The organism is Allobosea sp. Root381 (genome assembly GCF_001429395.1).
In the GTDB taxonomy this organism is placed as follows: domain Bacteria; phylum Pseudomonadota; class Alphaproteobacteria; order Rhizobiales; family Beijerinckiaceae; genus Allobosea.
In genome coordinates, this window is the sequence record NZ_LMJT01000041.1 from 189,913 (window position 1) to 201,928 (window position 12,016).

Annotated in this window: 11 protein-coding genes; 8 read left to right on the plus strand and 3 right to left on the minus strand. The window is 66.2% G+C overall.

The window, feature by feature from the left end; all coding sequences use genetic code 11:
• Nucleotides 1–133: 133 nt before the first annotated feature.
• The 8 genes from ASE63_RS22375 (at nt 134) to flaF (ending at nt 6,831) form a co-directional block, all read left to right on the plus strand.
• Complete coding sequence (locus tag ASE63_RS22375) at nt 134–1,234, plus strand: flagellar basal body P-ring protein FlgI (protein WP_244491553.1); 1,101 nt, start codon at nt 134–136, stop codon at nt 1,232–1,234.
• The gene (locus ASE63_RS22380; RefSeq protein ID WP_056806880.1) at nt 1,234–1,611 is read left to right on the plus strand and encodes a rod-binding protein; all 378 of its coding nucleotides are present in this window, start codon (nt 1,234–1,236) and stop codon (nt 1,609–1,611) included. The genes ASE63_RS22375 and ASE63_RS22380 overlap by 1 nt, the downstream gene beginning before the upstream one ends.
• Nucleotides 1,601–2,089, plus strand: coding sequence for a hypothetical protein (locus ASE63_RS22385; protein ID WP_056806884.1), 489 nt, complete (start codon nt 1,601–1,603; stop codon nt 2,087–2,089). The genes ASE63_RS22380 and ASE63_RS22385 overlap by 11 nt, the downstream gene beginning before the upstream one ends.
• A gap of 161 nt (nt 2,090–2,250) precedes the next feature.
• Entirely contained in the window at nt 2,251–2,709 is a 459-nt protein-coding gene (locus ASE63_RS22390; RefSeq protein ID WP_156410549.1) for a hypothetical protein, read from the plus strand.
• Between the two features lie 218 nt (nt 2,710–2,927).
• Entirely contained in the window at nt 2,928–4,379 is a 1,452-nt protein-coding gene (locus tag ASE63_RS22395; protein ID WP_056806890.1) for a flagellin, read from the plus strand.
• 212 nt (nt 4,380–4,591) lie between these two features.
• Nucleotides 4,592–6,034: a flagellin hook IN motif-containing protein gene (locus tag ASE63_RS22400; protein ID WP_056806891.1), complete on the plus strand. Its 1,443-nt coding sequence runs from the start codon at nt 4,592–4,594 to the stop codon at nt 6,032–6,034.
• Between the two features lie 49 nt (nt 6,035–6,083).
• Complete coding sequence (gene flbT, locus ASE63_RS22405; RefSeq protein ID WP_056806894.1) at nt 6,084–6,476, plus strand: flagellar biosynthesis repressor FlbT; 393 nt, start codon at nt 6,084–6,086, stop codon at nt 6,474–6,476.
• A complete protein-coding gene (gene flaF / locus ASE63_RS22410) occupies nt 6,460–6,831 on the plus strand; it encodes a flagellar biosynthesis regulator FlaF (RefSeq protein WP_082610197.1) in 372 nt (123 codons plus the stop codon). The genes flbT and flaF overlap by 17 nt, the downstream gene beginning before the upstream one ends.
• Before the next feature lie 291 nt (nt 6,832–7,122).
• On the opposite strand, the gene ASE63_RS22415 is transcribed toward flaF, so the two are convergent.
• The 3 genes from ASE63_RS22415 to ASE63_RS22425 form a co-directional block, all read right to left on the minus strand.
• The gene (locus tag ASE63_RS22415; protein ID WP_056806898.1) at nt 7,123–8,643 is read right to left on the minus strand and encodes a flagellin; all 1,521 of its coding nucleotides are present in this window, start codon (nt 8,641–8,643) and stop codon (nt 7,123–7,125) included.
• A 7-nt stretch (nt 8,644–8,650) separates the two neighbouring features.
• Nucleotides 8,651–10,510: a flagellar hook-associated protein FlgK gene (gene flgK, locus ASE63_RS22420; protein ID WP_056806900.1), complete on the minus strand. Its 1,860-nt coding sequence runs from the start codon at nt 10,508–10,510 to the stop codon at nt 8,651–8,653.
• Nucleotides 10,511–10,571: 61 nt separating this feature from the next.
• On the minus strand, nt 10,572–12,005 hold the full coding sequence (locus ASE63_RS22425; RefSeq protein WP_082610198.1) for a flagellar hook-basal body complex protein: 1,434 nt from the start codon (nt 12,003–12,005) through the stop codon (nt 10,572–10,574).
• Nucleotides 12,006–12,016: the final 11 nt, after the last annotated feature.

Sequence of the window (12,016 nt, forward strand, 5' to 3'; positions counted from 1 at the left end):
GAATTTCGCAAACAACTGATAAATCTCGCTTTTCAATTTCTCGCCATCTGGCACGGGGATCGCAGGGGATGCGTGATCGATTGCTCCAGCCGGTGAGACCATGTTCCGCAAAGCCGCCCTGAAGTCCCTGGTGATGCCGCTGGCTGCGCTGCTCGCGTTCGGCCTCGCCATGGCGGCCGGCCCGGCACAGGCGCTGTCACGCATCAAGGACCTCGCCTCCGTCGAGGGCGTGCGCTCGAACCAGATCCTCGGCTACGGCATCGTGGTCGGCCTCAACGGCACCGGCGACACGCTCAACAACGCGCCCTTCACCAAGCAGTCGCTGACCGCGATGCTGGAGCGCCTCGGCGTCAACACGCGCGGCGCCAACATGCGTACCGCCAACGTCGCCGCCGTGATGGTGACGGCGAACCTGCCGCCCTTCGCGACTCAAGGGACGCGGCTCGACGTCACGGTCTCGGCGCTCGGCGACGCCAAGTCGCTGCAGGGCGGCACGCTGCTGGTGACGCCGCTTCTTGGCGCCGATGGCGAGGTCTATGCGGTCTCGCAGGGCCCGGTCGCGATCGCAGGCTTCTCCGCCGAGGGCGACGCCAGCAGGATCACGCGCGGCGTGCCCACCGTCGGCCGCATCGCCAATGGCGGCTTGGTCGAGCGCGAGATCGAATTCGCGCTGAACAAGCTGACGACGCTGCGGCTGGCGCTGCGCAACCCCGATCTGACCACGGCACGCCGCATGGCGGCCGCGATCAACGACTTCCTCGGCGGCGACGCGGCCGAGCCGACCGACCCCTCGACGGTCGTGCTGCAGATCCCGCCCCGCTTCAAGGGCAACATGATCCGCATGCTCACCGATATCGAGCAGCTGCGGGTCGAGCCCGACCAGCTCGCCCGCATCGTCATCGACGAGCGCTCCGGCATCATCGTCATGGGCAAGGATGTGCGCGTCTCCACGGTCGCGGTGGCGCAGGGCAACCTCACCGTCACGATCACCGAGGACCCGCAGGTCAGCCAGCCGAACGAGTTCGCCCGGGGCCAGACCGTCGTGACGCCGCGAACCAATGTGAAAGTCGACACCGAAGGCGGCAACAAGCTCGCGCTCGTCAGGGAAGGCGTGACGCTCGCCGAGCTCGTCGACGGGCTGAACGCGCTCGGCATCGGCCCGCGCGACCTGATCTCCATTCTCCAGGCCATCAAGGCGTCCGGCGCCCTGCAGGCCGAAATCGAGGTGATGTGATGAGCGCAACCCTTGCACTACCGGCTGCGAAACTGGCCATCGGCGTCGCCGGCAGCCTGGTCAGCGGCGTAGCCAATGCGCTCGACCCCGCCAAGGCCAAGGCGAAGAAGCAGGCCGAAGACTTCGAGACGATGTTTCTCGAGCAGGTCACCCAGCAGCTGATGACGACGCAGCCCGGCAGCGAGGGGCCACTCGGCGAGAACGGCATCGGCGGCGACATCTACAAGTCGCAGCTCACGCAGGAATACGCCAAGCAGATCCAGAAGGCCGGCGGCATCGGCCTGTCGGACCAGATCATGCGTGATCTGCTGCGGGTTCAGGAGCAGGCCGGCAACACGAACACGGCCCAGGCCGGCGGAGCCCCGCATGCTGGCTAACAGGCGCGTCGTCGACGAGCGGCCGCGTATCGCCAGCGCGCCGGAAGCCAGGGCGCTGATCGATGGCGTTCTGGAGGCGCTCGCGGCGCTGTCGCATCTTGTGGGCGAGGAAACCGAACTCGTGCGTGGCGGGCGCCTGCCCGAGGCGATGGCCCGCGAACCGCGCAAGACCGAACTCGCCGGCCTCTACATGCGCGGCGTCGAGCAGGTGAAGCTCAATGCCGTCGCGCTCGCCCGCTTCGTGCCCGACCAGATCCAGCGCCTGAAGGCGGCCCATCTCTCGTTCCAGGCGTTGATCGAGACCAACCAGATCGTGCTGGCGACGGCCCGCGCCGTCTCGGAAGCGATCATCCGCGATCTCGCCACCGACGCCAACCGCCCGACGCGGGCAGCGGGCTATGGGCCGGCTGCGACGGTCGGCGCCGGCGCCTTCGCCCGCCCGAATGCGGGACCGCTGATGGTATCCCGGCGCCTGTGAGCCGCCGGGATCACCACAAATCAATATTTACCTAATTCCCTTACGTAATATTCAATCATTTCTGCGATCGTCGATATTGCCGACGTGGGGAAGCGCCTGTCCCCGCGGCCGACGTTGAGCCGTGCGCTGGCGCGGCATCGAACTCCAGAAGGGAGTGAGCGATGGATTTTGGCAACCCGGGCAGGACCATGCCGGCTGCCGGCACACCAGCAATTTCCCGTGCCGACATACTCACGCCGCGCGACGGCTCCATGGTCGAATTGTCGCCCGAGAAGACCGTGCGCTCCGCAGAAGCCGGCGATGCGGTACGGATCGACATCCGGGCCCAGGAGCGCGATGCCCAGGCGCGCCGGGACGGAGAGCAGCGCAATCACGCAGCCGAGCACAATATGCGGCAGGCGCGGCACAGCCTCGACGACGTCGTCGAGCGGCGCACGATCATCGATCCGCAAACGCGCGCCGTCGTCACGCAAAAACGGAACACCGAGACCGGAGAGACCGTCTCGCAGCTACCGGACGAGACGCTGCTGAAGCTGCGCGCCTATTCCCGCGCCCTCTCCGAAAAGGCGCAGGCACAAGAGGACGAGCCACCGCCTCAACACATCGAGCGAACAGCGTGATCAGCCTTCCGACGCCCGCCTCGTGCGGGCGTTTTTCATATCGGTTCCCTGCCCTCGCCCCGGTAATCTCCGCTTAACCACACCGTGAGCGCGGCCTGATCGACCTCAATCCGAGCATCAAAATTTACCTCTTGTTACAGGCCTCCGAATGAATGTTGCCCACGTCGAGGGCAGAACGCTCCGGCGCCAGAAGGCATCATACCAGAAGGTATCCTAAAATGGCCGTTTCGCTCTCCGCCGGTGTCCGCAGCAACCTGCTGACCCTCCAGAACACAGCCGCCCAGGCTAACGGAATCCAGAACCGTCTCGCCACTGGCAAGAAGGTCAATTCCGCCGTCGACAACCCCGTCAATTTCTTCACCAGCCAGTCGCTCAACAACCGCGCCAGCCAGCTGACCGGCCTGCTCGACGGCATGTCGAACGGCATCCAGACCATCCAGACCGCCTCGAAGGGCATCGACGGCATCACCAAGCTCGTCAACTCGATGCAGTCGACGATCAAGCAGGCCCAGGCCGACGCCGCGCAGAACCGCCCGACGGTCACCGGCACCGGCACCACGCTCGCCTCCGCCACCGAGGCTGCCGTGACCAGCAAGAGCCTCAAGGACATCGCCCTCGACAAGCGCCTCGGCGCCGCCGGCACCCCTGCGGAGGTCGGGCCGCCGGCCGTACCCTACGCCCCCAACACTGCGACCGCCGCCACGGCAGCCTCGGCCGGTGACCTCGGCTTCGACCTGACCGGCACCGATGGCGACTCCACCGCCGCCAAGATGGTCATCCAGCTCGGCCGCGGCGACACGCCGACCGTCGCCAACGGCCGCCTGACCGAGATCGAGCTCGATGTCGACGCGAACACCACCGTCCGCGACGTCGTCAACGCGATCAACAATTCGGGCGTCGCCACCGCCTTCGTCGACGAGAAGGGCCTGCTGAACGTCAAGGGCACCGGCTCCGAGACGCTGCGGGTCGGCATCGGCCTCGGCGCCGGCGAGGCCGATGCCGCCGCCACCCCGCCCGTGACCGACGAGGAAGCTGCCCTGACGGCCGCTCGCGCCGCGGCCGTCGGCGGCACCACCAACGCGCTGTTCGGCCTTGCGACCGACGATCGTGTCGATGGCGCGGCCTCGTCGAACGTCACCTCGTCCACCCGCTCGAACCTGATCCAGCAGTTCAACGACCTGCGCACGCAGATCGACGAGCTCGCCAAGGACTCCGGCTTCAACGGCGTGAACCTGCTCGCCGGCGACCAGGTCTCCCTCGTCTTCAACGAGAAGACCGGCTCGAACCAGAGCAAGATGACGATCCAGGGCTCGACCCTGTCCGCCGACAACCTGGGCGTTTTGCAGGCCGGCAACACTCAGCTCGGGACGCAGTTCAACTTCCAGAACGACCTCGACCTGGAGAAGGCCACCGAGGCCCTGACCGGCGCGCTGACCTCGCTGAAGTCCCTCTCCTCGACCTTCGGCTCGCAGCTCTCGGTCGCGCAGACCCGCCAGGACTTCACCAAGGAAATGGCGAACACCCTCAAGATCGGCGCCGACAATCTCGTCAACGCCGACGCCAACGAGGAAGCCGCGGCCCTGCTCACCCTGCAGACCCGCCAGCAGCTTTCGCAGACCGCGCTCTCGCTGGCCTCGCAGGCCGACCAGGCCGTCCTGCGTCTGTTCTGATCCTTCGTCCGCAGAAGCGGGCAGCCCGCAGAAGGCGGGCCGAAGACTAAAAGAACGGCGGAGCTTCGGCTCCGCCGTTTTTTTACGTCATTTTCATGGTTTCCGCGCCGGTAACCTTACCGGCGAGAGTCGTCGATTAACGGTTTGTTATAGCTAAGGAGTGATGATCGGCCATCACCGTACAGGCGCAGAAGCGCTTCAGGAACCTGACGATGGCCAACACGATTCTCTCGAGCGGCGTCCGCAACAACCTGCTCACGCTGCAGAAGACAGCAGCGGAACAGTCGGTGCTGCAGAACCGCCTCGCCACCGGCCGCAAGGTCAACTCGGCGATCGACAACCCGGTGAACTACTTCACGGCGATGTCGCTCAACGATCGCTCGAGCCAGCTCACCGGCCTGCTCGACGGCATCTCGAACGGCATTCAGACCATTCAGTCCGCGTCCAAGGGTATCGACAGCATCACCAAGCTCGTCGGCTCCATGCAATCGACCATCAAGCAGGCACAGGCCGACGCAGCCCAGAACCGCCCGACCATCACCGGTTCGGGCACCATGCTCGCCTCGGCCACCGAGGCGGCGGTGACCAGCAAGAGCCTCAAGGACATCGCCCTCGACAAGCGCATCGGCGCCGCTGGCGATGTGGGCCCTCCCTACGTCACCAACACCGCGACCGCTGCCACCGCCAGCTCGGCCGGCGACCTCGGCTTCGACCTGAACGGACCCACCGGCGCCGCGACCGCGCGGACGATGCTGATCCAGATCGGCCGCGGCGAGACGCCGGTGCCTTCGCTCGCGAATGGCCAGCTCACCGAGATCCAGGTCAGCCTCGACGCGAACACCACGGTCCGCGACGTCGTCAACGCGATCAACAGTTCCGGCGTCGCCACCGCCTTCGTCGACGAAAAGGGCCAGCTCAACGTCAAGGGCACCGGCTCGGAGACGCTGAGCGTCGGCATCGGCCTCGGCGCCTCCGCGGCTGTCGCCGGCCCGCCGGCCCAGACCAATGCCGAAGCCGCCTTGGCGGCCGCCCGCACTTCAGCCGCCGGTGGTACCAGCAACTCGCTGTTCGGCCTGACCACTGCCAACCGCACCGACGGCGTCGATTCCTCGAACGTGACCTCGGCCACCCGCTCGAACCTGATCCAGCAGTTCAACGACCTGCGCAAGCAGATCGACGAACTCGCCAAGGATGCCAGCTTCAACGGCATCAATCTCCTCGCCGGCGACCAGCTGACCATCGCCTTCAACGAGAAGACCGGCGCCAACCGCACCAAGCTCGACATCCAGGGCACCAACCTGACCGCCGACAATCTCGGCATCTCGCAGGCGGTGAACACCCAGCTAGACGGCTTCTTCAACTTCCAGAACGACCTCGACCTCGACAAGGCGACGAGCGCCCTCACCGGCGCCCTTACCTCGCTGAAGTCGCTGGCCTCGACCTTCGGCTCGCAGCTCTCGGTCGCGCAGACCCGCCAGGACTTCACCAAGGAAATGTCGAACACGCTAACGATCGGCGCCGACAACCTCGTGCTCGCCGACTCCAACGAGGAAGGCGCCAAGCTGCTCTCGCTCAACACGCGCCAGCAGCTCTCGCAGACCGCGCTCTCGCTGGCCTCGCAGGCGGACCAGAGCGTCCTGCGTCTCTTCGGCTGACGCGGCGGGAGGGCGCGAGCCCTCCCCCTTCCCGGAAGGCAGCACGGACATGGCACTCAAGGTCGAACTCAAGCCGCGCGAGCGCATCATCGTCGGGCAGGTCGTCATCCGCAACGACGAGCAGCGCACGCGCTTCTTCATCGAAGGCGACGCACCGATCCTGCGCGAGAAGGACATCCTCACCGCAGCCACCGCCGATAGCCCTGCCAAGAAAATCTACCTGGCGATCCAGCTGATGTATCTGGCCCAGGACCCCACGCATCAGCACGAAGCCTATTTCGAGCTGGTGCGCGACTTCCTCACCGCTGCACCCAGTTCTCTGCCGCATGTTCACGAAATCAATAATCGCATCTTAAGCGGCGATCTCTACCAGGCACTGAAGGCAGCGAAGAAGCTCATAGCCTACGAAGCGGAACTCATCGATCATGCAAAGCGGGTTTAACGCTTACGCCGCCGCCGCCAAGTCGGCGCAGTCCACCGTCTCGCCTCGCGAACTCGAAGCCAATCTGCTGATGAAGGCGGCTACCCGCCTGCAGATCGTTGCGGAGGACTGGCAGAACCGCGCGAGCGAGCTGGACGAGGTCCTGACCTACAACCGCCGTCTCTGGACGCTGCTGGTCTCCGCCGTGATCGCGGAAGACAATCCGCTGCCGGTCGGGATCAAGACCAACATCATCTCGCTGGCGAACTTCGTCTTCAACCACACCTTCAGGATCTCCGCCGACCCGCAGCCGCAGCGTCTCGAGGTGCTCGTCAGCATCAACCGCGACATCGCCGCCGGCCTTCGCGGCCGCTGAAGACAAACGCACCACCGAAACGAAAAGGGCGTCGCCGCAGCACGGTGGCGCCCTTTGTCGTTGAGTGAGGGAAGGCAGGTACCGCACTCCGGCTTTTCCAGGATACGGGCCGTCACCCGGGGACAAGCTGCGAAGCAGCATATCCGGGATCCATCGCAGAGTTCCGGAGCCTTCAGATGGGTCCCGGGACAAGCCCGGAACGACGGCGCGTTTCCGAGAAATCCCTTACAGCCACTGAGAAAAGGCCTGGATGGTCACGCCGCGCGGCGGCGATTACGACCGCGCGTCGACCTATCGGAGGTAATTCGTCAGCGTAAGCTGCGACAGGATCGCAGTGGTCTGGTAGCTCGCCTGCAGCTGGGTCTGGAGCGCCAGGAGCTGCACCGCGACCTCCTCCGTCGTGATGTTCTCGACATCGGCCAGTGCCGTGGTCAGATAGGTCTTGGTGCTGTCGTGGCGCTCCTTGGCCCGCGACAGCGCCGTCTGCGCCGATCCGAGCTCGGTGATGATCTCGGTCGGCTTCTGGACGTCGCCGCCGAAACCGAGCTTTTCGCTGACCCGCACCGTCATTGCCTCGTAGCCAGCCTGCGAATTCGCATCGCCGGCGGGAAAGGTCTCGAGCGCCATCACGGCGAACTGCGCGAGGCCGACGGCAAAGGCCTCCTCGCTGGCCCGCGCCCCCGTCCCGACGATCTGGCCCTTGTCGACCTGGACCGTCGCAGTCTCGCGCGCGCGCAGATCGCCGCTTTCGCCCTTGTACCAGAACACCGTGCCGGCCGGTGTCGCCGGCTCCATGGGGTCCAGCAGCGAGGCCGGCACGCGATGCGGCTGCCGGTTGGCCGACACCGGGTCGTTGGCGTAGTTGAAGAAATCGTCGGCCGTCCAGGAAGCCGAGGCGGCGCGCAGGGTGGTCGCGGCCTCCTTGCCGATGGCGGCGCCGATCGCGTTGCGCAGGCTGTCGGCCGTCGCATCGATATCCGCCCCGATCTCGAACGATGTCGTCGGATCGCCGGTCGTGCCGGGGGCCCGGGCCGTCAGCACAACCTCCTCGGTCGTGCCGTCGGGCAGGGAAAGCGTGAATCGCAAGGTATCGCCGACCGCCGGCTGTGCCAGCACCTCGACGGAGAAGCCGTCGGGAGCGGCGAGCGGCGTGACAGCCATCGCAGCCGAGCTGCTCACAGCGGGTGGCGTCGACAGCGCGAAACCATAGGCGTCGTTGACGTCCTCGCGGGTGACCGTGGCGATCGCCGCCGTGCCGCCCGTGGTGAGGCGGCCCGTCCCGCCGACGCCGTCGGCAGCCTGCCGTTCGGCGATGAGCGTCTTCAGCCCGGCGCGCACGCCGTCGCCGTTCATGATGGCGTCGAAGCTCTCCACAGGCTGCACGTCAAAGGCCTTACCCGAAAACAGGTAGCGCCCGTTGACCGCGGAGTTCAGCAGGTCGAGCGTCTGCTTGAACTTCTCCTCGGCCAGGACCTGCGGCGCGGTTCGCCCGGTCGAAGTCTCGACATAGGTGTTGGAACGCGTGTCGTTGAGCGTCTCCGCGGTCATCTTCGCGAAGTTCTCGACCGCCTGCGTCGAGAGCTTGAGATTCACGTCGGCGAGCTTGATGCCGCTCAGCCAGGAATCGAGCGTCGCGACCTTGGCGTTGAGGTCGAGGCTGGTGCGCCGGTCCATGCCGAGATCGCCATAGCTCTCGGCCCGCTTCTGCGTGGCGAGTTGGCGCTCGAGATCGGAGAGCTGGCCGCGGCTCGTGGCGAAGCTGTTCGGCGTGGCGGAACGATAGGCGCCGGTGCCGTAGGCGGTGATGGTCATGGCGCGCTCACACTCTCATCAGGACGTCCATCATCTCCTTGACGGTGGAGATGATGCGGGCATTGGCGGCGTAGGCGTTCTGAAGCTCGATCAGCGTTGCCATCTCCTGGTCGACATTGACCTGCGAGGCCTGCTGGAAGCGGCTCTGGACCGCGGCGAGCGCCACCTGCTGGCCTTCGTCGAGGCGTCGCGCGGTTTCCACCGCCTGCCCCTGCGAGGACACGACACGCAGCACGAAGCTCGAGACTGTGGCGCTGGTCGTGGCGGTCGAGCCGTCGAGGCCGGTGTGGTTGGTGATGCTGCGCTGGCTCTGGGTCAGCCGCTCGAGCATCAGCTGCGGACGGGTCTGATCGCCCTGCGGCGTCGTCGCGTCGAAGGCGACAAGCTTGGAGCGGTCGGCGATCAGCGCCGGGTTGACCTTGATCCGCGCCGCAAAGCCGACGGCCTGCGAGCCACCCTCATAGGAGCCGGTGAAGGCGGCATTGCCCGAGCCGTCGACGAAGAAGGGCAGTTCGGCGCTGCCGCCGGAGAGCCCTGTCGCCGTCGGCCGTGCGGTGAGAGCCTTGACGTCGCGGGTGCCGGCCGCGCCGTCATCGACGATGGTCAGTACCGAGCCGGTGTTAGAGACGGTGAAGCCGCCGCCTATCGCCGCCTGCATCTGCGCCGCGACCGAGGCGGGCCCGCCGGAGAAGTCGATGCCGATGACGCGGTTGTTGGCGTCGCCGCTGGCCGAGGCCGGAAGCGGCAGCGAAGCCGCCGACTCGACGCGTACGAAGGTGAAGCGCTGCGTCGCGCCGCCCGGCGTCACCGCATAGTCGAGCGTGATGCTGTTGCCTGCCTTCAGGTCGGCCATATCGACCTCGAACCCGGTCGCCGTGCCGGTATCCACCGCCGTGCCGGCGATCTCGCGGTCCGAAAGCGCACGCGCCATCTGCGCTGCGATCTCGTCCAGCTGGGCCTGCGCCTGGACCAGCGTCTTGTCCCGCATCTCGACGAGCGCCGCGATCTCGCCCGAGCGAAAGGTCTTGTTGGCGATGGCGTCCATCACGCCACCGGAGCTGGTGGTCATCGTGATGGTGCCGACGCCGCGCCGGGCGGGATCGGTGCTCCACTGGTCGTCCGGCCCGGGCGAGGAGTGCTCGTCGAAGCCGAAAGTGACCGCGGGGCGGCCGTCGAAGATCTGCGTGCCCGAGCCGGTGACGACGCTGATCGAGCCGCGCGCGTCCTCGCTCGTCTTGATGTCCATGTACTGGGACAGCTCGGACAGGATCAGGTCGCGCTGGTCCTTGAGCCCGGCCACCCCCGCATCGTTCGGGCTGCCGACGATCCGGGCATTCACGTTCGTCAGTGCGCCGAGCAGATTGTTGACCTGCGTGACGGCGTTGGCGATGCCGCTTTCGGCCTGTCCCCGCAGCGCCTGCACGCCGTCCGACAGGGTGTTGAGCCGGGAGGCGAGCAGGCTCGCCGAATCCAGCACGGAGGTGCGCAGGTTGTAGTTGGATGGGTCGTTCTGCAGCGCCTGCAGCGCGCTGGTGAAACCGTTGTAGATCGTGTCCAGCGCCGTCGCGCTGCCGGGCGCGCCATAGAGCTTGTCGACGCTGGAGAGCATGTCGGCGCGGGTCGAGGTGTAGGCGGCCCCCGCCGATTCCTGCCAGAGCTGGTGCTGGACGATCTTGTCGAGCATGCGCTGGACCTGCGTGCTCTGCGTCCCGACCGTCAGGCCACTCAGGCTGTCGGCGGTGGAGACGGTGCGCCGGACATAGCCCGTTGTCCCGGCATTGGCGATGTTCTGCGAGACGACGCCGATGCCGATCTGCGTGGTGTTCAGCCCCGCGATCGCCGTATTGAGAGACGTGCTGAGACCCATCGCAAGCTCCTGTCGCGACTAGCGGCCCTTCTGGGCCGCGCCAAACCCTGCTTCGAAGACCTCAGCGGATGATGCTGAAGACGTCGCGCAGCATTTCCTGCGCCGTGGTGATCACCTTGGTGTTGGCCGAGTAGGCCTGTTGGGTGACGATCATCTTCGAGAATTCGTCGGCAATGTCGGTGTTGGACTGCTCGACATTGCCGCCGATGAGCTGCGATGTGCCAAGCCCGATGATCGGCGGGCCGGATTCGATCGTCTCCTCGAAGGCGCCGCCGTCGAGGCGCTTCAGGGCGTTGTCGGCGTTGAAGCGCGCGACGGAGAGCTGCGCCAGCGCGACCACCTGTCCGTTGCTGAAGGTGCCGATGACCTGGCCGTCTGCGGAGACCGACGTCCTGTCGAGCGTGCCGGCGGTATAGCCGTCCTGCCGGATCGAGCGCGCATCGATCTGGCCGCTGACGTCGCCGTTCTGGGTCAGGCCGTTGCTGCCCACCGTGAGGTTGATCGGGTTGGCCGCCGTGCTGATCATCGTGCCGGCGATCATCATCTCCGGCAGCGTGATGTTGCCGGTGCCCGGATTGACCATCTGCCCCGTCGCGTCAAAGGTGACCGCCGTGGGCGCCTTCACATAAGCCGTTGCAGTACCGGTCGCGGAGGTGTCCTGGGCGACGAAAAGGCTCCAGGTATCGGCCGTGGCGGGCGAGCCAGCGATCGGCGGAACCGCAGTCGGATCCGCTGGGACCGCAGGCGCTGCGTTGGTGGTTTTCCCCCAGCGCAGTTCGACGCTGGTCGCCTTGCCGAGCGAGTCGTAGACCGTGACCGACCCGCCGGGAATGGTGCTGGACAGGAAGTTCGTGATATTGGCGCCCTGCACCGTGTCGTAGACGGCGGGCGCGACCGCAGCCGTCACGCTCGCGCCGTCCAGAAGATGGCTTCCGCCGTTCGAGGCATTCGTCGTGCCTGGGACCGCCGGAATATTGGCGCGATACTCGATCGAGCTCGTTGCCTTGGCCGGGAACTGCTCCTTGGTGATGCGCAGGACCTCGGGCTGGGTGCCGATCAGCGAGCCCGTCACCGTGTCGATCTTCAGGCCCTTGAGATAGTAGCCAGCGCCATTGACCAGATAGCCGTTGGCGTCGAAGTCGAAATCGCCGCGCCGCGTGTAGAGATTGCTGTTCGCGAACTGCATGTTGCTGCCGACGCCGTTCAGGCGCTGGTCGACGACGAAGAAGCCATCGCCGTTGATCGCCGCATTGGTCTCGATGCGGGTCGCGTTCAGATCGCCCTGGATCGAATTCGTCGCCTGGCTGAAGGCGGCAACCGAACCCGCGATCTGCCGGTTCAGCGCCGAATCCGGCACCAGGTCCGCAAAGGTCGTGTCGACTCGCTTGAAGCCGGCCGTGCGGGAATTGGCGATGTTGCCGGAGATGTTTTCTAGCGCATAGGACTGCGCCTGCATCCCCGAAACCGCTGTCGTCAACGCGCTGAAGACACCCATGAAACCCTCAC